A 20,235-nucleotide genomic window follows, 5' to 3' on the forward strand; every position below is an offset into this window, starting at 1 on the left:
CTGTGCCAGGACGACGTTGACACCACTGCCGTGACTGCCTCATGACCGTCACGTGACTGCCTGCCACACGCCCATTCCTCCCGAACGGATACCTGCTGCTCACCGAGGCGTGTGTCCGCAGCGGAACGGTTCTTCGGCACCCGGAGGTCAGGTCGCCCAGTCGGGCATGCTGGGGACGTAGGTACGAAGATCCTGGCCCAGCATCAGGAGGGCATACACGAACACCTCGCTGGTGGGCGTGCGGTCTCCACTGCAATAGCGCGTGTACGCCGCGCCACTGATGTGCAGGCGGCGGGCCATCTCCTTTCCGCTCAGCGCTTCACGTCGCTGATAGGCGCGCAGGTCGCCGCGGAAGCGCCCCCAGTCGATCTGACCCTCGATGTACCTGGGCATAGGTCGTCCCCCTTCACGCCGCAGCCGGGGCGTCGTACGTGAGGCGGTAGACGGTGAGGATGGTGCCGTCCTGAACGACGAGGTTGATCGGGCCAGTGGCGTACAGGCGGGCACCGCCGGGGAGCGTCCGGCGGAAGCGGGCGCTGCGGGCGATCCGGGTCAGGCACTGGCGGGCCCGGCTGTGGGAGACGTTCCCGGCGAAGCGTTCGATGTAGCGGCGGATGGCGTGATCGCTGGGTACGTACATGGTGCCCTCCTGACCAATCTTCTGTATCGATGGTAGGAGCAGATGCATTTTTTGTCAAATGCAAATTTCCGTTTGGTAAACTCTTGACATGCAGTGGGCCAGATGCAAAAGTGTCGGACATGAAGAGCAAGCGAATTCCCGTCGGCAAGCTCGGAACCCTGAGTCAGGGTCTGACCCTGACCCGGTACACGTCGGACGATGGTCAGGAGCGACGGGTGCTCCAGGTGACCAATCTCGCCGGCATCCACGTCGAACCCAAAGACGGAGACCGCTTCGAGACACTCGACGAGGCGCGCATCGGAGACTTCCTCTCGCGGACAGGGCAAGTCCTCATTGCACTCCGCACCAGCTCCCTGAAGGCCTCGGTGGTTCCCGCCAGCCTGCAGGGCGCGGTCATCAGCAACAGCCTGACCATCCTTGACGTCGATGAAGCGGTCGCCAACCCCTACTTCGTAGCCGGTCTGCTCCGTTCCGAAGGCATGCAGCGCACCGTCGCGCCCATGTTCACGGGTACCGCCATCCAGGGCATCCCACTGGCAAAATTCAAAACCATCGAAATCACACTCCCCGACCTCGCCGCGCAGAACGCCATCGCCGAGGCGATCGCCGCGCAGGACGCCTACCGGGAGCAGACAGACAAGGTCGCGGCGCTCATGCGTGAGCGGATCGACGCGACGCTCCAGCCACTCGTGACCAAGGAGGTTCGCTGACATGACACCTGATCTGATGCCGCTGATGGTTGAACTGTTCTCGTACCGGGGTATGACCAACACGGCGGATCGGCTGCTCCTCCTGGGCGAAGTGCTGCTCCTGCAGGCTGTCGAATCCTTCCCTGACGTCTACGGGGCCCTCGAAGTCACCATCGACGCTGCCGAAATGGCCATCCTGCGGAGCACGCACGCGAGTCCAGCCGACATCCGAGGCAAGATCGACTCCGTCTTCAGTCGCTGGGGGCTGACCGCCCTGTCCTCTCCGGTAGACCGGGTCAGTCCACAGGAACTGTCACGCCTGCTGCGCAGCGTCAACACTCTGGTCGAAACCCTCGCCCGTCAGACCCCTGGGCTTCCTGGGCTTTTACGCCTCGGTCAGGCGTACTCCGAGGTCGTTGACCGCGACCACGGCAAATTGGGGATTCGGACGCAACCCAGAAGCATCAACCGGCTCCTCGCCGAAGTCCTCGCCATCGAAGAGGACATGACCGTGCTGGATCTCACCCCCGAGTTCGGCATGACCCTGGTCAGCCTGACCCACCACATGCGCGACGATCATCGTGACCCGAACCGGGTGAAGTTCACCTACGTCGCCCAAGGCGAAGCGGCGAGAATCACCGCCCTCCACCTTCTCCTCAACGGTGTCACGAACTTCGAGTCCCAGGCCGTCAATGTGCTCACCAACCCCGACATGATCTTCTGCAGCGCTGACCGTGTCCTGGCGACGCCGCCCGCAGGACTTCGCGTTCAGCACGCCATTTCGTGGCCGGACGATGACTACGGCATGTTGTTCTCGCCGAGGAAATGGCCCAGGGCTGCCGAGTGGCATTACATGCTGGTCGGGATGAGCTACCTGAAAGCAGGCGGTCGGGCCGCGTTCCTGACCCCCTACGGGCCCCTCTTCCGGATGGGCGCGGAGGCCGAAACCCGCCAGGACATCGCGGCGGCCGGGTGGCTACGCAGCGTGACGGCCCTGCCCAGCGGTCTGTTCGCCTACACCAGCGTGCCCTTCGCGCTCACCATCTTCGAGCGCCCCAGCACCGCCAAACCCGCCTTCACCGACATCCAGTTCATCGATGTCAGTCCGCTGGGAGTCCGCGAGGGACGTCAGCAGACCCTGCCCGCCGCCACCGTCGATCTTCTCGCCGGGCTGATCAACGAACGGACGGAACGGGCTCAGCTTGCTACCATCGTCCCCCGTCTGGACGTCCATGCCAACGCCAACAACTGGCAACCCAACCAGTACTTCGAGCGCACCGTGGAACAGGGCCGGCCCCTTGAAGACATCACGCGGGATCTCGAGCGGGCCATCGCGGACGTCGCCCTCGCCGAACAACGCGCCATGACGGCCCTCGCCGCCCTTCCCAGATAGCCTGACCAGGAGACCACTGACATGACCCAGCACATCGAGCAAGCTGAAATCAACGGCATCCTCTGGGCCGCCTGCGACACCTTCCGCGGCACCGTCGACCCCTCCGAGTACAAGAACTACCTGCTGACCATGCTGTTCGTGAAGTACATCAGCGACGTGTGGCAGGATCACTACGACACCCTCAAGACCGAGTACGGCGACGACGAGGAACGCATCCGCCGCCGCCTGGAGCGCGAGCGCTTCGTGATGCCGCCCGGCTCGCTCTTCAGGGAGCTCTACGCACAGCGCACGGCCGACAACATCGGGGAGATCATCGACCAGGCGCTGCTCGCCATCGAGGACGCCAACAAGGCCAAGCTCGCCGGCGTGTTCCGCAACATCAGCTTCAACAGCGAATCCGCCCTCGGGCAGACCAAGCAGCGCAACGTGCGCCTCAAGCACCTCCTCGAGGACTTCAACCACCCGAAACTCGACCTGCGTCCCAGCCGCATCGGGAACAAGGACATCATCGGGAACGCCTACGAGTACCTGATCTCCCGCTTCGCCGCCGGGGCCGGCAAGAAGGCCGGGGAGTTCTACACGCCGCCCGAGGTCAGTGAGCTGATGGCCCGCCTGGTCGATCCGAAGCCCGGGGAACGCATCTATGACCCGACGTGCGGGAGTGCCTCGCTGCTCATCAAGTGCGCCCAGTGGGTACAGCGTCAGGGCAGCCGCGACTACGCCATCTACGGCCAGGAGCAGAACGGCTCGACTTTCGCCCTCGCGCGGATGAACATGTTCCTGCACGACGTTGACGACGCCCGGATCGAATGGGGCGACACCATCCGCAACCCCCTGCACCTCGAGAACGACCGGCTGATGAAGTTCGAGGTCGTCGTCGCCAACCCGCCCTTCAGCCTCGACAAGTGGGGCGCGGACGACGTGGGCAAGGATCCGCACGGGCGCTTCACGCGGGGCCTCCCACCGAAGAGCAAGGGCGACTACGCGTTCATCTCGCACATGGTCAGCAGCCTCACCGAGGTGAACAGCCGCATGGTCGTCGTTGTGCCACACGGCGTCCTGTTCCGCGGCGGGGCGGAGGGCAAGATCCGCGCCACGATGATTGAGGACGGTTTGCTGGACGCTGTGATCGGCCTGCCGACCAACCTCTTCTTCGGCACGGGCATCCCGGCCGCGCTGCTGGTCTTCCGGAAGGGTGAGAAGCGCGACGATGTGCTGTTCATCGACGCCAGCCGGGACTTTACCGCCGGAAAGAATCAGAACAATCTTAGGGATAGCGACATACAGAGAATCGTGGAGACTTATCTTGCCCGCGCCGACGTTCTTAAGTATGCCCGCAATGTTCCATTGACCGAACTGACTGCCAATGATTACAACCTAAATATACCGCGGTATGTCGAGACCGCCGAGGATGCTCAGCAGATTGACGTAGCAGCTCTGCAGAACGAAATAGACGACCTTGATGTGAAATGGCAGAAAGCGAAGGCGCAGATGCAGGGGCATATACTTGCCTTAGGTTTACAAGAGGGCAAATAAATGATTGTTCTCCTTATAGAAAATCGTCTTAGTCTTGATTTATCGACCGAGATAACCCGGAATGCACAATGAGAGAATATTCAACAACACGTCGGGTCTCCGAGATGGGTACCGTCCAAGGCGGAAGACAGCGGTCTCCTCACCTGACAAGTGGCGATATGACACCTTACCTTCGTGTTGCGAACGTCTTTGACGGCTACATCAACACGTCTGACGTTTTAGAAATGCCTTTTACGAGTGCAGAATATCAGCGTTACGAATTAAAAATCGGCGATTTGCTGCTGAACGAGGGTCAGAGTCTTGAACTCGTTGGGAGATGCGCTAAGTACGAAGGCGTTCCAAAAAACTGTTGCTTTCAGAATACATTAGTGCGATTTCAAGCGGGCCACGAATGTGATGTTGATTATGCATATCAATTGTTTAGATGGTGCCAGGCATCTGGTGTATTTGCCAAAATAGCCACCAAAACCAATTCGATAGCCCATCTTGGATCAACCCGATTTGGCGATCTTGAACTCTACTTCCCTCCCCTCCCTGAGCAGCGCCGCATCGCCTCCATCCTCTCCCAGTGGGATGATTCTCTCTCCATTCTTTCGCAGTTGATCGAGGCGAAGCGGCAGCAGAAGCGCGGGTTGGCCGAGCTGCTGCTGACGGGAAAGCGGAGGCTGCCGGGCTTCGCAGATGAGTGGGCCGAAATGACGATGGGATCGGTCTTTGCCCGCGTCACACGCAAGAACACTGAGGGCAATGACCATGCCCTGACCATCTCCGGCATTCACGGCCTGATCGACCAGCGGGAATTCTTCAACAAGCGCGTCGCGGCAAACGACCTCTCCGGGTACTACCTTCTCAGACGCGGCGAGTTTGCCTACAACAAGAGCTACTCGACCGGCTACGACTACGGGGCCATCAAGCGCCTCAACCGGTATGACGCTGGCGTCGTCTCCACGCTGTACATCTGCTTTGCCCTGAAGCGGGAAGACGCGGTGAGCGACTTCTACGAGCACTACTTCGAAGCGAATCTGCTCAACGAGGGCATCGCCGGCATCGCTCAGGAGGGGGCGCGCAACCACGGACTCCTGAACGTGTCCGTCGTCGACTTCTTTGAACTGCCGCTTCCGTTTCCACCTCCGTCGGAACAACAGGCCATCGCTTCCGTTCTTTCCACCCTGGACACGGAAATAGCCTCCCTCGACGCCCTCAAGGCCAAGGTGGCCGAGCAGAAGCGGGGACTGATGGACGCCCTGCTGACCGGGCGGGTGCGGGTGAAGGTCGAGGAAGTCTGATGCGGGCGACGAGGCGGTCCAGTGCAACTGCCGATCCCTCTCGTCTTCTCAAGGAAAGGATTCTCGCGGCACTCGAGCTTGCGCTCCAGGGAACGGAGGGGCCGCAACGGATGGTGGATGTGCTGCGTCGCCTGCACGCCCACAGCGTCGAGGCCATGGCCTCCGAGGTCGTCTCGGCCATCCAGGCAGACAGAGAACAGCGGGCTGGAGAGGGAGTACCACAGCGGTTCACACTGAAGGTCACCAGGAACAGACGGTTGCAGGAGGTGCTGATTTCCAGGGCGGATGGAGTCGCCGCACTCTCGCCCGTGGAAGGGCGTGTCCTCAGGAAGACGCCAGCAACGCCGGAGCGTGCCCCCACACCCTCCAGCGAGAAGAAGCTCCCGTCGCCGGAGAGGCAGAGATCCACGCCGAAATCGCAACACACCACCATGGTCAAACATCTGCTCAAGCTCTCACCGACGGCGTTTGAGGGCGTCATCGAGCGCCTGCTGGTCGCCCTCGGCGTTCAGGAGGTCGTGCGGACACCGCCCACCAACGATGCCGGCGTGGATGTACGCGGCGTTCTGGTGATCGAGGAGCTCATGCGGGTGCGGGTGGCCGTGCAGGTGAAGCGGTATGCGGGCAACGTGTCCAGACCGGACGTTCAGAAGTTGCGGGGCAGTCTGTCGCACGGTGAGGTGGGCTGGTTCTTCACCACTGGCGGGTACAGCGATGGGGCCAGGGCGGAAGCCCAGGCACACGACCGCCAGCCGATCTCCCTGATCGCTGGGCTGGAGGTCGCGGAACTGCTGATCAAGTACGGTGTGGCACTGAGCGAAGGGCCGGCGTAGGTGACAGCGTCCGAACTCAGCCTCGCCCCTCAGCGCCGAGGAGGGTGAATGCAGGTGGGCATCGCCCCTGGTGCGTGTAGAGGAGATGGGATTCGGCCGGACAGTCCGGCGCACCACACGAACCAGGGGATGGTGCTGGAGCGGAGCAGGCGGTCTCAAAACCGCAGGTGCGGCCGCGCAGCGCGAACCTGCACGCTACCCTGAATGACTTCCGATCACCTGAGGGGCGAACGCATGAACAACCTCGATCCTTCCGAACTGCCGCGTCCAACCCGCGAACACATCCTCCTGGGCAAGCAGGCCTTCGCAGCACAGGGGCAGGTCACGGAAGCGGCCCTTCATAAGCTGCTGCACACCTTCCCGGACAACACGGTCACGGCGGAGATCTACCTGAAGGTCGTGGCCATCAACCAGATCTACGGCACCGGCATCCTGGCTGTGCAGCCCGTGGCCGAGCGGATCCAGGCAGCCGTCATCGACGCGGACTTGAGGGCGGGCGACCCCGGTGTGGTTCACCGTATCGATCGCTTGCAGTTCGTCACGGCCAAGGGGAAGGAGATCGACCGAAGCATCTACTCATTCGCCACGAAGTACTGCGCCCACCATCAGCCCGAGCACTACCCCATCTACGACGGGATCGTCTCCACGAAACTGCTGGCCTACGACCAGAGGGACAACTTCAATTCCTACCGGCTCAAGTACGCCGACCTGCGCGACTACGTGAAATTCAAGGAGGTGGTGCTGCAGTTCCGCGCGCACTACGGCCTCACGGCCTTCTCCCTGCGGGACATCGATCAGTTCCTGTGGATCCTCGGCAAAGGTCTGCTGCCCGCCCTGCCGTCCGCCACCTCACCGAGGTCTCCATGACGCGCACCGCCGATTTCCGTGAGATCGTCTCCAGTCAGCTTCCCGCCCTGGCGGAACTGATCAACCTCGGGTACACGTACCTGACCCCGGAGGAGGCCCTGGCGCGCCGCCGCGGCCGGCGCGGACAGGTGATCCTCACGGACGTGCTGCTGGAGAGCCTCTCCCGGCTCAACCGGGTGCGGTACCTGGATCGCGAGTTGCCCTTCACGCCGGAGGGCCTACAGAAGGCCGCGGATCAGCTGCTCACGCTGCCGTTCGAGTCGCAGTACAGCACCGCGCAGGTGGCGTACGACCTCCTGACGCTGGGTACCAGCGTGGAGCAGGTCGTGGACGGCGACCGCAAGGCCTTCAGCGTGCGGTACATCGACTGGGCGGTACCGGCGAACAACACCTGGCACGTCACCGAGGAGTTCGAGGTGGAGCGCAGCGGCTCGACCCGCACCCGCCGGCCGGACATCGTGGTGTTCTGCAACGGCATCCCGCTGGCCGTGATCGAGTGCAAGCGCCCGGACAATAACGGCCCCGTGGAAGAGGCGATCTCCCAGATGCTGCGCAACCACGCCCGCGAGGAGATCCCGCTGCTCTACGCCTTCTCGCAGGTGCTCATGGCCGCCGCGCAGAACGAGGCGAAGTACGGCACGACCGGCGCGGACGCGCGGTTCTGGGCGACGTGGCGGGAGGAGGATCCCGGCGTCACCGCGCACCTGCCCACCGTGGTCGGCACGCCCCTCCCGGCCGCGATCCGGCGGAGGATCCTCGGGTGGCGCGAGGAACCGCTGCGCTCGCGACTTGGCGGCGCGTGGTCGGAGGGCCCGCGCCTCGCCAGCACCCAGGACGACCTGATCGCGTCGCTGCTGGCCCCGGCGCGGCTGCTGGAGTTCATCCGCGGGTTCATCGTGTTCGACGCGGGCGTGAAGAAGGCGGCGCGCTACCAGCAGTATTACGCGGTGAAGGAGGTCGTGGCGCGCGTGCAGGAGCGCACGCCCTCCGGCAGCCGGCGCGGCGGGGTCGTGTGGCACACGACGGGCAGCGGGAAGAGCCTGACCATGGTGATGCTCGCCCGGGCCCTCACGTATGTGCCGGGCATCCTCGCGCCGCGCGTGGTGCTGGTCACAGACCGGGTCGATCTCGACCAGCAGATCAAGGACACCTTCAAGAACACCGGCGCGGCGGTCGTGCAGGCCCGCGACGGCCGGCACCTGATCGGCCTGCTGTCCTCGGAGCGCACGCAGGTCATCACGACCGTGCTCGACAAGTTCGAAACCTGCCAGCGTGAGGGCCTCAAGGTGGACAGCGCCGACGTTTTCGTCCTGGTCGATGAATCGCACCGCAGTCAGTACGGGAAGGCGAATGCCCTGATGCGCGCCGTGCTGCCAAACGCCTGCATGATCGGCTTCACGGGCACGCCCCTGCTGAAGAAGGAGAAGAGCACGGCCGAGAAGTTCGGCGGGATCATTCACGCGTACTCCATGGCCCGCGCGGTGCAAGACGAGGCGGTCACGCCGCTGAAGTACGAGGCGCGGCACGCGGAACTGCGCGGCGCACAGGAGCAGATCGACCGCTGGTTCGAGCGGGTGACGCGCACCCTGACCGAGGCGCAGCGCGCGGACGTCAAGCGGCAGTTCCAGACGTCCCACGCGGTGCTCGGGGCGACGTCCCGCCTGGAGGAAATCGCGTACGACATCGGCGAGCACTACGCCCGCACGTACCAGGGCCGCGGCCTGAAGGCGCAGTTCGCGGTGAGCAACAAGCTCGACGCGGTGCGGTACAAGAAGATCTTCGACCGCTGGGGGCGCGTCCGTACCGCGCTGATCATGAGCCCCCCGGACACCCGTGAGGGCCGCGACACCGTCGACGAGGCGGACGTGCCGGAAGTGCAGGCCTTCTGGCGGGACATGATGAACCGGTACGGCACCGAGCAGCGCTACCAGGAGAGCGTCATCGGTGCCTTCAAGGGCGACGGCGAACCCGAGTTGCTGATCGTGGTCGACAAACTGCTGACCGGCTTCGATGCGCCCAGCAACGCGGTGCTGTACCTCGACAAGCGCCTGAGGGAGCACAACATCCTGCAGGCCATCGCCCGCGTGAACCGCCTGTACGCCGGCAAGGACTTCGGCCTGATCGTCGACTACCGCGGCATCTTCAACGAGCTCCAGGGCGCGCTGGACATCTACGCGGCCCTGGAGGCGGAGGGCTTCGACCCGGCGGACGTCGCGGGCACGCTGGAGGGCGTGGACGTCGAGATCGGCCTGTTACCCACTCGGCACGGGCACGTGTGGGACGTCTTCGCCGGCGTCGACCGCGGCGATCTGGAGGCCCTGCAGCGCCACCTGGAACCCCAGGATCGCCGGGACGCGTTCTACGAGGCGCTGGCGGCCTTCGCGAAGACCCTGCAGCTGGCACTGAGCACGCCCAGCTTCCTGGACGCAACCCCGGAGGCGCAGCAGCACGTGTACGTGCGTGACCTGCGGTTCTTCCTGAACCTCCGCACGACCGTGAAGCGCCGGTACGGGGAGAGCGTGGACTTCGGCCCACTCGAGGATCAGCTGCGCAAACTCGTGCAGGAGCATGTCGGCGCGGACAGCGTCGTGCAGCTCAGCGAGCCGGTCAGCCTGTTCGACCTGCAGGCGTCCGAGGAAGAACTCCTCACCACCGAGGGCGAGGCGGCCCGCGCGGACACCATGGCTAGCCGTATCCGCCGGGCCGTGACCGAGCGGATGGAGCAGGATCCCACCTTCTACAAGCGGCTCTCGGAACTCGTCGATGAGGCGATCGCCGACCACCGCGCGCAGCGCCTGAGCGACCTGGAATACCTGCGCCGCGCCGAGGAACTCACCCGCCTCGCCCGCGACCGCGGCGAGACCGAGGGGGATCCCCGGCTGCGCGGCCGGGAGGGGGCCCGCGCGTACCGAGGCCTGCTGCAGGACAGCCTGGGGGAGACGCTCGCGGCCGTGCCGGAGCTGGAGGAGCACCTCACGGTGGCGGCGCTGGTCTTCGAGCAGGAGATCGAACGCCAGAAGATCCGCGATTGGCACCACAACACGGGCGTCCGGAACCGCATGATGGACGCGATGGACGACCACCTGTACGCCCTCGAGAAGCAGACCGCAACGCGCATCCCGCACTCGGTGCGCGACGCGCTGTTCGAAAAAGTCCTGTCGGTCGCCCGGCACCGCGATGGGCACCAGGCGAGCGCGTGACGCGGACAACCCCCCTGGTCGCCCAGTACGGCACGACGCCACTGGCGTACTCGGTGGAGCGCCGCCCCCGGACAACCCTGAGCATCGAGGTGAAGGCCGACGGGAGCGTCCTCGCGGTGGCGCCCCTGGATGCGCCGGACGGGGAGATCCGCCGGCGCGTCGAGAAGCGCGGCGCGTGGATCCTGCGCCAGCAGCGGGAACTGGCCGTGCTGCCCCCCCCGCTGCCCGCCCGGCGGTACGTGAGCGGGGAATCCTGGCGGTACCTGGGTCGCCAGCACCGCCTGCGCGTCGTGATCGGCGAGGTGGAGGGCGTCCGCGTGACCCGCGGGGAGTTGCTCGTCACCGTTCGGAAGCAGGAGCGGACAGAGGCTGTGGTGACCCGGTGGTTCCGGGAGCGCGCACAGGCCATACTGACCGAGCGCATGCAGGTCTGCTTGGAGCGGGTGGCCCCGTTCGGCATTCAACATGACGGCACCTTCCAATTGCGGCGCATGACGACCCGCTGGGGTAGTTGTACTCGCAATGGACAGATCGTATTCAACCCGATTTTGATACAGGCTCCCACTGAATGCATAGATTACGCAATAGTACATGAGCTATGTCATATTAAGGAATTCAATCATTCTCAAAAATATTACTTATTTTTAAAGACTGTAGAACCTTGCTGGAAAAAGCTACGGAGGAAATTGAACTATTCGGTTGAACTGGTTGACAACAGTACCTAATCTTAATGAAACTCACGACATTTCCCTGGGGGCATCAATGAGATTAATGATGGGATGGAAGACGGTGGATATGGGTAGCGTATTTGACGATATATTCAAATACTGCAAGGGTAAGGAGAGGGACATAGAGGCTATCTGGTTGATCAGTCCTTATGTTACCTACTTAGATGAGCATGGCCCTATTGGTTATGCTGAACTTGCCGAACAGCTTTATACAATTCTGAATGGCTCTAGCAATCCAAAAACCCTCGAAAGAAGAATTAGAGTTGCGACGAGCGGCAAAGAGGAGCATACTGGCAAAAAAGCAGACTTTAAGAATTGTAAGGTTCCATCGATAAACGTAGAAATTCTGGATCAGATGAGGAAGAACGGTTCCGATGTTAGACTAAAATGCTCACTACATACGAAGATATACGGTGTTAAGTTAAAGCGCAAAGATGAAGGAATTATGTGGATTGGATCGGCAAATGCAACTAAAAATTCTTTTAAAAGCCACGAAGTGCTTACAAGAATTGATACCTTTACAGAATATTTCCATAATCAGCTGTTAGACATGTGGGATGATGTGGATTGTCATTCAGACTTTCAGCCGTGTGATTGCACTACAGATCTAGATGATTTTCTAGATACATATAGAAAAGTACTGCAGAGTCGAATAGAAGAAGCTAAAAATAGGAAGAAGGCCCGAGAGATGAGAGGAAACACGGGAACGACAAGGTGATGGTTAAATGACTCTAGATGAAAATATCGAAGCGTCACAACGTTTCTATGAAAATATTGACCCTTATATGTGCTTAATCATTGAATTTTCCAAGCATAGAGGCCAAGAGGTAAATGTAGATCTTGATTGGAGAAGCGTGTTCACTATAAATAAGCCAAAATTTCGCGAGCCGGTATTCACTCGCGAGGAACGCCTTTACCGAGCAAAAATTGTTGATGAGCGACTAAAGAAGAGTGAACTCCCCATTTATGCCTGCGGCAGCCGCACACAGCGTCGTTCAATGATTTCTCATCACGCTGAACAATTACAGATTGACTTCGCCCAAGATGACAGGAACGCGCTATCATTTACTCATCAAGTGTATATCTTCAGTATAGATGGAGCTACAGACATGGAAGCTTGCATCACTCCGAAAATATTGCCAAGCGAATATAAAGACGTAATTAATGCATATCATAGAATGATAGAATTAACAGAAAAGTCGCCACAAGACAACATAATGAGGGCCAATCTACTAACAGGCAGCGTAGATACTGCCCTACAATCATACTTCTCCTACAATTACCTATTTCTTTATCTTGCGGATTTGTTGAGACAGAGAGAATGAAAAACTGAAAATGGTAAACTTTTAGATTATGTCGTTATCATTCATAGTTCCTGAATTAAATAATTCATTTCAAGCCAATTTCATACAACCGCATATGCAGAAGAATGTTTTCGGACACTTTAACCACTACTGACATCATTCCACCATTCCCATTCTGGGTGTCGAGGGCTAGGAAGGTAGCGCCCGCACACCGTCACGTTGATCAGCGTTTCCCTCAGATCGTTTCGAACACACCCTATGAGCGCCGTACGCAGCAAGGACAGGCTTGTGGTCGATACGGGCATGTCCAGGCCATCCAACAGGCGACGCGCCGCTTCGTCGTCAGTCACGACCCCCGCGCCTTCCCAGGCCAGTGCGGCCGCGATGGTCATCGCCTCACCATCATCAATGCGGTGGGCGAGGTCGAGAAACGCCAGGTGAGCGGTGTGCGTCAGGCGAACCACCTGCACCACCCCGGCATCACTGTGGGGCCTGAGGTCAATCGGTCGCCGCTCCCCCCGTTCGAGACCCACCCTCTCGAATACCCATCCCGCCTCCTCCACCACCTTTGGGACAATCAACAGAGGGCCCTGGACATGCCTGGCGACGTCGGCGAGTCGGCCGCTGGCATACAGGTTGATGAGCGAGCACGCGTCGAGGAACCAGGGCGTCAACGCGCTTTCACCGACACATCGACATCCATCTGCCAGCTCGACCAGCCAGGCTCACCGTCCTCCGTCAGCGCGGCCTGGCGTTTGTACTGTGCGCTCAGGTCACGCACAGAGAGTCGGTCGGTCGCAAGGTACGCCGCCGCCTGACCCTCGGTGATCAGCCCTCGGTCAAGGGCCTCGAGGGCGAGCAGGATGTACCGCTTCGGGAAGCGCGGCTCGGACAGTTCCTGGGTGATGCCCGCCAGCTTCTGCGCTTCCCGGGGCTTGAAGTTTTCGAACTGGAGGCGGTCGTAAGTGCCGGCACCGATGACCTGCAACTCCTCCAGTCGCCGGACATAGGCCTCAAAGGACACCCGGAAGTACGAGGAAAGGTGCACGAGGTCTGCGACCTTCGGGGTGCCGTGATTCTTAATGTGGTTCCGGAGGTGCCGCGTGACCGTCCGCGAGGGCATCAGGAGCCGCCGGGCGAAGGCCTCCGCGAAGCGTTCGGTGTCAGGCACCCGCCCAGCATGACGGAAGACCTGGACGTCCGGGCGCAACCTTGCGGTGAGGAAGTGAGCGTACTCGTGCGCGAGGGACATCCGCTGCCGCTCCGGGGGGTGCTTGCTGTTCAGGGCGATGCAGCCGCCCAGTTCGTCGGTGTAGCCGAACAGCCCAGACACGCGGGAGTCCAACTCCAACGAGAAGATGCGCAGGCCGACCTCCGCCTCTAGGGTCTCCCGGAGGTTCCCCAGCGGCGCGTCGCCCAGGCCCAGACGACGGCGCTCGGCGTCCGCGACCTCGTCGGCGGCGGCCTCAGGGGCCAGGCCGCCAATGTCGTACTCCACCGGGTAGTTCCGCGGGAGGGGGGACTGCATGGCCTCCTCCAGCTCGAGGTAGTTCTCGGCGCTCTGTTGGAGGAGTGCCGCCGCCTGCTCCATATGGTCACCGATGGTGGGATCGGCTGCGCCCCGCTTCTTGAAGTAGGCCTTGAACTGCACGTCCAGGCCACCGGTGGGCGGCCGGTTCCGCAGGAGGTCATGCACGCTGGCGGCGTACCGCTCCGCCAGGGCGATGAGTTCAGCGGGCTGGATGCGGCGCTCACCCTTCTCGATGGCCACGATGGTCGTGCGGGCCACGCCGAGGTGATCCGCGGCCTCCTGCTGGGTCAGGCGGGCGGCCTTCCGCGCGACCTGCAGGCGCAGGCCGAGGGCGGTGGGGTCATGGGAGTCGAGTCCTAGCGTCATGGTTCAGGAGCCTCCCGGGGTCAGGCGACGAGCGGTGACGACGCCACGGGGGGCGTCGGGGACGTGAGGTCACGGCTGAAGCCGGCGACCTCACGGGCGTACTGACCGAACAGGCGGCCCAGCCGGGTGTCCACCTCCGGCAAGGACAGCCCGGAGTGCTGGTGGATGGCCTGGCGGGCGTCCTCCAAGCCATCAAAGGCCAAGCGGAAGTCCACCATCCTGCCCGGGCCGGACAGGCATGCAAACTGCTGTGCCTGTTCCTGCATGTAGTGCAGAGCGTGTCGGCGATCCGCGCCGCCCTGCAGTGTGAGGCGAAAGAGGTCATCCCGGTACTGATCAGCCGCGGCGTCCCCGGCATACAGCCCGGCCGCGTGGAGCGACACGCGGCGCATCACGCAGGAGGTGCAGCTCCCGCACTGCTTGTGCGTGGCGTGACGCAGGGGATAGCTGTCACACGACGCTGTCAGGACGGTCAGGTCGCCCAGGCCAGCCGCGGCCACCTGAGCGCACATCTCGCCCTTCGTGCGCCACAGGGATGGGTTGAGGATGCGCACAGGGCGTTCGAGCAGACCCGTCAGCCAGCGCTCCATCAGGAGCAGCGTGCGCGGATGCATGGCTCGGGTCTGGTCGGCCCCGGCGAAGGCTGCCGTGTAGGGGAGGTTGATCGCTCCCACCCCGTTCTCGTAGACGTGCAGGGTGTCCACGTCATGGGCGAGGGCGGTGATCACCCCGATCGTCAGGAAGAGCAGCGCGCGCGACCGCTGACTTTTCTCCTGCGACTGCTCCTGGACGAACCAATCGGCGAGTTCCTTCTTCCCCGCCTGATGCCAGAACCCCTGAAACGGCCGCCACTGTACCTGGGGGAGGCGCTCCCGCAGCGCCGCAAACTGCCCAGACTGGAGGCTCTTCAGGCCGCCCCCGGTCTGGCCGCCGACCAGGAGTCCGGTGTCGAACTGCGGATCCAGGGCCTGCGCTACCGCGCCCGCGAGGGAGTCGAGACCGCCGGAGTAGAGGCCAACGAAGGGTCTTGACATCTCCGGGGCACCGGTGCTGAGCAGGGCCGGCACACGGGTGCGCCTGCGCCCGAGGCGGCCATTGAACTCGATCTCCCAGTGATCCCCCGTCAGCCACTCGAGGAGAGCAGTGAGGGGCTGGCGCTGCGCTGAGCAGCGCTCCGGGAAGGCCACCGGAACCGTCAGGGTGAGGTGTCGTGGGCAGGTGTAGCCGCCAGCACGCGACCGCCTGACCAGCCGGTCGACCACGTGTACGGCCGCGATGACGTCGAGGAGATCATCGACAACCTCGCTCAGATCCGGGCGCAGCTTCCAGAGCGGCCCCACCTGGATGCGGGCCAGATCCATGCGGCTTTCCCGGCCTTTCAGACGCTCGCTGAAGTCAAAGGCGCGCACGTGCATCAGTCGTCCTCATCGTCCAGCAGGTCGAAGTTGATATTGACGCTGCCCTCCATCTGCTCTGCCGTATCCCGCCGGGGCACCTCGGGACGCGGTACGGCGGGCACGGTTTGGAACATGCTGGCGGCGAACTCGGGTGCGGCACCGGCGGCGAACTCGGCCACGTCACTCTGGGCACGCTGGAGACTCACGCGCGCCTCCGCCTCCGTCCGGAACAGCGCCGGGTAGTCCTCGCTGACGAGCCTTCCGAAGAACTCGGCGTCTGGGATGGCGACGAGGAAGCGGCGCGCGAGTTCCACAGGAACTTGTGCAGGCGTGACCTGCCCCTCGCAGATGAGGATCCCGACCTGACGGGCGGCGCGCACCACGCTCTCCTTGCCCTCGGGGATGATTGGGAACCTCATGGCCGCGAAGGCGGCGCCGCGCTCCTGCAGGGGAAGGGCGGCGAGCCGCTGAAGCTGCTCCCTGAACGCCGGGAGGTGCTCTACACCCGCGTAGGTGGCCGCGACGCGCGACAGGATGTGTTTGAGCATCTCCGCAAGCCTCGAGGTTCCGTCCGCGGCGGGTTGCTCTGCATCAGCAATAGCCGCCCGGACGCCATAGCGCTTCCAGAGGCCTTTCACCTTCTTCGCCATGTTGTCGAGATCCGGCATGCTGCCCTCCTACGGACAGCATGCCGGATGATTCTGACATTGTCAGGGTTTCAGTCCACAATTACAGTTTTTGTCTGACTTTTGAGCGCCTCTTCCAGAGCCATGCGGACGTCCGGCGACACCTTCCACAGCCGCTGTCGTCCACGACACGCGACAGGTTCGACGGGCACGACGTCCTCGAGAAGCCATCCACACGGCCCCCTGAACCACATGTCGTCACTATCGGTGACGCTTCCAGCCACCCGCGCCAGCGCCACGATCGCACCTCTGGGAACCGAGCCGTCCGTCGTCATGCGCCCGGTGCGCGACGCCACCCAGTCCGCCGCGCCGTCATCGAAGGCACGGCCCGCGTGGATGGCGATCCACTGGCCGACCGCGCGGCGAGGCGGAGCCCAACTCCGGTTCTCGATGCGTTTTCCGAGGACAGCCACGGCTGTCGCCCACGGTTGATGCAGCGTCAGGGCGTAGAGCTCATCCGGGAGCTCCGGTGGGTCGGCGTGCCCACCTGCGAGTCCCTCTGTCCTGTCGCGTTTCACTAATCCATATTACGCGCAGCCCGTACTGCCTGCGCCTTACAGGCAGACCCCGTAGGGTGTCGCTGCCTCCGCACCTCACCCCCCAGGGCCAGGGCCCGTTCGATGCTGCGCGCGCCGTAACTCCTCCCCTCAGGCAAATCCCATTTGCTTCGGTACAGAGCACTCCGGCGCATCAGGGCGTCCATGACCAGGGGATCTGCATGCGACCAGAACCTCAGCATGCGTAGCAGCGCAAAATCAGCCTCCGACGGGCTGTTGTATCCGGTCGTTACCCCGTCCACGTACAGCTTCCGGAACCGCTCACCGTTCCGGGCGCGCAGGGCCGCAGCCACGACCTCCTCCATTTGGGGAGTCGCCATGGCCTGCTGGTGGTGTGGCAACGGATCTGTCATGCCGCCCCGGAAGAGCTCCTCGTAGAGGCGGACCACTGCATCCCCGGCAGGCGAAATGACCCTGACCTCCGTGTAGCGGCGTCCCGTTAGCGCTGCGTAGGAGCCCGGGCCGTACATCTCGCAGCCCGCCCCCCGGCATCTCGGCCCCGGTTTGGCTGCCCGGACGAACGTCTTGAGGCCACGCCCGCTCGTGCTGATCTCCGTGTAGCTGACCAGCCGACCGACGGTGTCGGCAACCCACGCGGTCACTCCACCCTCCCCCAGGAGGCAGTCATCGAAATCCAGCATGACGATCCCTGGAGGCAACACCACGCCGACCCCATCGGCGAGACCCCGGGCGCAGGCGCTCACCGCCGCGGCGAACGACAGCTGAGTGCGAGGGTCGCGGTGGTTCGCGGGCCGGACGACCGGGGTCAGCGAGAGGGGGATCTTGGCCACCCGCCCGCCGGCCCGCCGCGCCTCCCGGTACGGCACCGCAGGCCACGCGCGCATCTCCGCCGGCACCTCGCACAGAGAGGAGCTCAGGTCAGGCGCAGGCACGGAGGTACCTCGCAGCGTTGTCGTCAGCGTCCGCGTCGCCGCAGATTGCACACGTGAAGTGGCTCCCCTGCCGCACCCCCGGCTGCCCACAGTGGCCGCAGTGCCGGCTGGACGACCACGCCGACACCGGCACCACGGCGCTCCCCGTCACGCGGGCCAGCGCGGTGAGCCAGTGGCGCACATCGACCACGGCCGAGGCCGTCATCGCGTCGATCTGCGGCGTGCCGGCAAGCCCCCGCCAGTTGGTCGCCTCGATCGCCACCCGCCTGAACGCCAGGATCCCGCGGAGCGCCGCGTCGAGTTCCGCGGCGCTCCGCGCGAACAGGGCCCGCCGGCGCACGGCCGCCTCCATGGTCGAGTCCTCCTGCCACTCGCCGGCCGTAAGGCGCCACCCGGTGACTGATCCCGCGTGATCCCTCGACGCCCAGGTGAGCAGCCGCCTGACCCCCACATCGACGCCCACACAGTCGTCCACCGACGCGGCCGGCAGCCAGCGCGGGGCGATCCGGATCGACCAGGTGATCGACCACTGCCGGCCTCCATCTGGCGCGCGGTACGCGCGGAGGGTCGCGTACCGGGCCCGCTCGGCCCCCGGAACTCCGGCCGTCCGGTACGTGGTGCCCAGCAGTGTGCCGTACCGCCGTACCATCTGCTGGACGTCGGCGGCACCCACCGGGCCGGCCCGTCCGGAGCGGAGCTGCGTCTGCAGGCTGGCGTCAACCTCGTCCAGCCGCCTCGCGCCGTCCGCGAGGAGAGCCCCGGACAGGCCGAGCGGCAGACGGGTCACGTCACTGAGCAGCAGATCGTCGAGGCCCACCACGTGGACGAGGTAGGGGGTCACGGCCATCACCTCGTCGTCCAGCGGCACGCAGTCCCTGCGGATCGTGGTGCCCCGATCCGCCCACCGGACAATCTGACGGAGGATCGAGATCGGAACCTCCGGCCAGGCGTCCGGGAGACCCGCCACCGCGTCCGCCCGCAGGGCAACTGGCAGCGCCGTGAGCGCAGCACTGATCGACGAGGTGGCGTCCAGCCACGTGTCGAGCCGCGCTGCCTGCATGGGAGTCGGGTAGGCGCGGGTGCTCAGATCAACCAGGATCCGGTCGCCCCTCACGACCACCGCCGGGACGGCAGGGAGCCCGAGACCCGTCCTCCCGGGACGTGCAACGTCACGAGATCCATGTCCGGACGCACCACGGCGCGCACGTACACCACCTGGCCGACCTCGATCGGCCGGCCTGCCCCGCTGTCCGACACGCACTGGAGGTCTCCCGCGGTGACGGGCAGCAGCGCAGCCTGGAGGATCTCGGCGACGGTGATGTGCCCCGCCCCACGCCTCCGGACGGGCATCACCGCGTACTTCGGGATGCTGGGCATCCTGTAGAGCTGCCGGACGTCCGGCGACCGTCCCACCAGGGCGTGCCAGCGCGCCGCCCGGACGATGGCGGTGTCCTGCGGATCGTAGCCCCCCTCCACCGGCGCGTCCACGAGCCCGCGCCCGGCCCCCTGGCGGAGGTGACGGCGCGCCTCGCCGAGCGCGCTCTCCCACACGTGCGACCCGATGATGATGGTTCTGAAGTGAATCTTGGCAACAACGAACGTGATGTATCGGATGATCGTCTCCTGTAACGCAGGGTGTGTTTCGGGGTTCCCACCCCCCCTGTGTCCACGAAAAGGGACGGCCGGGCGCATGCCCGGCCGTCCCTCACGTGTTTTTTGGCCGATCAGTCGCCGCGTCTGAGTGTCCGCTGGACGTAGTACGGCACCGTGCAGATGACCTCCCACACGGTCACGGCCGCGTGAGCGACCGCCTGCACGGGCACCTGCCACCAGCGCCACGACAACCGCTCGGTCACACCCCTCAGGTCGGTCAGCTGCGCGTGAGCCTCCTCCAGATCCACCTGGTGGCCGCGCACCGCTTCGGTGAGCTCTTCGATGCGTTGGGTCAACGTCGCCACTCCCGCCTCATGGAGCTCGTGCTGTGAGATGAGGGCGTCGACGACCGCGCGGTGGGCCGTACTGGCGTCGTCCAGGGCAGCGTGCAGAAAGGTGAAATTGGCGTACAGCGTGGCCGGCGTGTACTCCGGAACGCGTTCGGTCACCGCCACGCCACGCCGCTCGAGCGCCGCCCGCATCGAGTCTTCAGTCAGCCCCTCCGCGGCTGCCTCGATCAGCAGGTCGTGGATGTTCGATGTGTACTGACGGCCGGTCGCCGTCCGGACGATCCGCTCGCCAAGCACCCGCTCCAGCAGCTGCATGAGTTCGTTGACGCGCGCCCGGCTGAGCGACAGCGACGCGATGATGACGGGCAACTGGACAGGGTCGCCCC

The 20,235-nt window shown here is 63.8% G+C and carries 21 protein-coding genes; 10 read left to right on the forward strand and 11 right to left on the reverse strand.

The window, feature by feature from the left end; genetic code table 11:
* Positions 1 to 147: 147 nt before the first annotated feature.
* Both U2P90_RS14745 and U2P90_RS14750 read right to left on the reverse strand, forming a co-directional pair.
* Entirely contained in the window at positions 148 to 393 is a 246-nt protein-coding gene (locus U2P90_RS14745; RefSeq protein WP_322472728.1) for a helix-turn-helix domain-containing protein, read from the reverse strand.
* Between the two features lie 13 nt (positions 394 to 406).
* Positions 407 to 640, reverse strand: a complete 234-nt coding sequence (locus U2P90_RS14750) for a hypothetical protein (protein WP_322472729.1) — start codon at positions 638 to 640, stop codon at positions 407 to 409.
* Between the two features lie 119 nt (positions 641 to 759).
* On the opposite strand from U2P90_RS14750, the gene U2P90_RS14755 reads away from it, so the two are divergent.
* From U2P90_RS14755 to U2P90_RS14800, 10 genes are all read left to right on the forward strand, one after another.
* A complete protein-coding gene (locus U2P90_RS14755) occupies positions 760 to 1,350 on the forward strand; it encodes a hypothetical protein (RefSeq protein WP_322472730.1) in 591 nt (196 codons plus the stop codon).
* A gap of 1 nt (position 1,351) precedes the next feature.
* Positions 1,352 to 2,722 carry an HsdM family class I SAM-dependent methyltransferase gene (locus tag U2P90_RS14760; RefSeq protein ID WP_322472731.1) on the forward strand — a complete coding sequence of 457 codons (1,371 nt, stop codon included), beginning with the start codon at positions 1,352 to 1,354 and terminating at the stop codon, positions 2,720 to 2,722.
* Positions 2,723 to 2,743: 21 nt separating this feature from the next.
* Positions 2,744 to 4,258, forward strand: a complete 1,515-nt coding sequence (locus U2P90_RS14765) for a type I restriction-modification system subunit M (protein ID WP_322472732.1) — start codon at positions 2,744 to 2,746, stop codon at positions 4,256 to 4,258.
* A 68-nt stretch (positions 4,259 to 4,326) separates the two neighbouring features.
* Positions 4,327 to 5,544 (forward strand): restriction endonuclease subunit S, encoded by a 1,218-nt coding sequence (locus tag U2P90_RS14770; RefSeq protein WP_322472733.1) that lies wholly within the window; start codon positions 4,327 to 4,329, stop codon positions 5,542 to 5,544.
* Entirely contained in the window at positions 5,544 to 6,377 is an 834-nt protein-coding gene (locus U2P90_RS14775) for a restriction endonuclease (RefSeq protein ID WP_322472734.1), read from the forward strand. Before U2P90_RS14770 ends, U2P90_RS14775 begins: the two co-directional genes overlap by 1 nt.
* A 204-nt stretch (positions 6,378 to 6,581) precedes the next feature.
* Positions 6,582 to 7,244, forward strand: a complete 663-nt coding sequence (locus U2P90_RS14780) for a hypothetical protein (protein ID WP_322472735.1) — start codon at positions 6,582 to 6,584, stop codon at positions 7,242 to 7,244.
* On the forward strand, positions 7,241 to 10,444 hold the full coding sequence (locus U2P90_RS14785; protein WP_322472736.1) for a type I restriction endonuclease subunit R: 3,204 nt from the start codon (positions 7,241 to 7,243) through the stop codon (positions 10,442 to 10,444). The genes U2P90_RS14780 and U2P90_RS14785 overlap by 4 nt, the downstream gene beginning before the upstream one ends.
* A complete protein-coding gene (locus U2P90_RS14790; RefSeq protein WP_322472737.1) occupies positions 10,441 to 11,169 on the forward strand; it encodes a M48 family metallopeptidase in 729 nt (242 codons plus the stop codon). Before U2P90_RS14785 ends, U2P90_RS14790 begins: the two co-directional genes overlap by 4 nt.
* 49 nt (positions 11,170 to 11,218) lie before the next feature.
* A complete protein-coding gene (locus U2P90_RS14795) occupies positions 11,219 to 11,890 on the forward strand; it encodes a hypothetical protein (RefSeq protein WP_322472738.1) in 672 nt (223 codons plus the stop codon).
* A gap of 7 nt (positions 11,891 to 11,897) precedes the next feature.
* The gene (locus tag U2P90_RS14800; RefSeq protein ID WP_322472739.1) at positions 11,898 to 12,497 is read left to right on the forward strand and encodes a hypothetical protein; all 600 of its coding nucleotides are present in this window, start codon (positions 11,898 to 11,900) and stop codon (positions 12,495 to 12,497) included.
* A gap of 119 nt (positions 12,498 to 12,616) precedes the next feature.
* Here U2P90_RS14800 and U2P90_RS14805 read toward each other — a convergent pair whose 3' ends face one another.
* From U2P90_RS14805 to U2P90_RS14845, 9 genes are all read right to left on the reverse strand, one after another.
* Positions 12,617 to 13,150 (reverse strand): hypothetical protein, encoded by a 534-nt coding sequence (locus U2P90_RS14805; protein WP_322472740.1) that lies wholly within the window; start codon positions 13,148 to 13,150, stop codon positions 12,617 to 12,619.
* Complete coding sequence (locus U2P90_RS14810) at positions 13,147 to 14,373, reverse strand: helix-turn-helix domain-containing protein (RefSeq protein WP_322472741.1); 1,227 nt, start codon at positions 14,371 to 14,373, stop codon at positions 13,147 to 13,149. Before U2P90_RS14810 ends, U2P90_RS14805 begins: the two co-directional genes overlap by 4 nt.
* Positions 14,374 to 14,393: 20 nt before the next feature.
* Positions 14,394 to 15,788: a hypothetical protein gene (locus U2P90_RS14815; protein WP_322472742.1), complete on the reverse strand. Its 1,395-nt coding sequence runs from the start codon at positions 15,786 to 15,788 to the stop codon at positions 14,394 to 14,396.
* Complete coding sequence (locus tag U2P90_RS14820) at positions 15,788 to 16,438, reverse strand: hypothetical protein (protein ID WP_322472743.1); 651 nt, start codon at positions 16,436 to 16,438, stop codon at positions 15,788 to 15,790. The genes U2P90_RS14815 and U2P90_RS14820 overlap by 1 nt, the downstream gene beginning before the upstream one ends.
* A gap of 50 nt (positions 16,439 to 16,488) precedes the next feature.
* Complete coding sequence (locus U2P90_RS14825) at positions 16,489 to 16,974, reverse strand: hypothetical protein (protein ID WP_322472744.1); 486 nt, start codon at positions 16,972 to 16,974, stop codon at positions 16,489 to 16,491.
* Complete coding sequence (locus tag U2P90_RS14830) at positions 16,974 to 17,804, reverse strand: hypothetical protein (protein ID WP_322472745.1); 831 nt, start codon at positions 17,802 to 17,804, stop codon at positions 16,974 to 16,976. The genes U2P90_RS14825 and U2P90_RS14830 overlap by 1 nt, the downstream gene beginning before the upstream one ends.
* A gap of 88 nt (positions 17,805 to 17,892) precedes the next feature.
* Entirely contained in the window at positions 17,893 to 19,020 is a 1,128-nt protein-coding gene (locus U2P90_RS14835; protein ID WP_322472746.1) for a zinc ribbon domain-containing protein, read from the reverse strand.
* A complete protein-coding gene (locus U2P90_RS14840; protein ID WP_322472747.1) occupies positions 19,017 to 19,457 on the reverse strand; it encodes a hypothetical protein in 441 nt (146 codons plus the stop codon). Before U2P90_RS14840 ends, U2P90_RS14835 begins: the two co-directional genes overlap by 4 nt.
* A gap of 173 nt (positions 19,458 to 19,630) precedes the next feature.
* The gene (locus U2P90_RS14845; RefSeq protein WP_322472748.1) at positions 19,631 to 20,218 is read right to left on the reverse strand and encodes a hypothetical protein; all 588 of its coding nucleotides are present in this window, start codon (positions 20,216 to 20,218) and stop codon (positions 19,631 to 19,633) included.
* Positions 20,219 to 20,235 lie beyond the last annotated feature (17 nt).

The sequence above is a fragment of the Deinococcus sp. AB2017081 genome (genome assembly GCF_034440735.1).
Lineage (GTDB): Bacteria > Deinococcota > Deinococci > Deinococcales > Deinococcaceae > Deinococcus > Deinococcus rufus.

Coding starts and splice junctions, on each gene's coding strand:
- U2P90_RS14775 (WP_322472734.1), top strand. CDS start 5,544: ATGCGGGCGACGAGGCGGTCCAGTGCAACTGCCGATCCCTCTCGTCTT.
- U2P90_RS14750 (WP_322472729.1), bottom strand. CDS start 640: ATGTACGTACCCAGCGATCACGCCATCCGCCGCTACATCGAACGCTTC.
- U2P90_RS14785 (WP_322472736.1), top strand. CDS start 7,241: ATGACGCGCACCGCCGATTTCCGTGAGATCGTCTCCAGTCAGCTTCCC.
- U2P90_RS14780 (WP_322472735.1), top strand. CDS start 6,582: ATGACTTCCGATCACCTGAGGGGCGAACGCATGAACAACCTCGATCCT.
- U2P90_RS14795 (WP_322472738.1), top strand. CDS start 11,219: ATGGGATGGAAGACGGTGGATATGGGTAGCGTATTTGACGATATATTC.
- U2P90_RS14820 (WP_322472743.1), bottom strand. CDS start 16,438: ATGCCGGATCTCGACAACATGGCGAAGAAGGTGAAAGGCCTCTGGAAG.
- U2P90_RS14760 (WP_322472731.1), top strand. CDS start 1,352: ATGACACCTGATCTGATGCCGCTGATGGTTGAACTGTTCTCGTACCGG.
- U2P90_RS14755 (WP_322472730.1), top strand. CDS start 760: ATGAAGAGCAAGCGAATTCCCGTCGGCAAGCTCGGAACCCTGAGTCAG.
- U2P90_RS14745 (WP_322472728.1), bottom strand. CDS start 393: ATGCCCAGGTACATCGAGGGTCAGATCGACTGGGGGCGCTTCCGCGGC.
- U2P90_RS14800 (WP_322472739.1), top strand. CDS start 11,898: ATGACTCTAGATGAAAATATCGAAGCGTCACAACGTTTCTATGAAAAT.
- U2P90_RS14770 (WP_322472733.1), top strand. CDS start 4,327: ATGAGAGAATATTCAACAACACGTCGGGTCTCCGAGATGGGTACCGTC.
- U2P90_RS14810 (WP_322472741.1), bottom strand. CDS start 14,373: ATGACGCTAGGACTCGACTCCCATGACCCCACCGCCCTCGGCCTGCGC.
- U2P90_RS14815 (WP_322472742.1), bottom strand. CDS start 15,788: ATGCACGTGCGCGCCTTTGACTTCAGCGAGCGTCTGAAAGGCCGGGAA.
- U2P90_RS14765 (WP_322472732.1), top strand. CDS start 2,744: ATGACCCAGCACATCGAGCAAGCTGAAATCAACGGCATCCTCTGGGCC.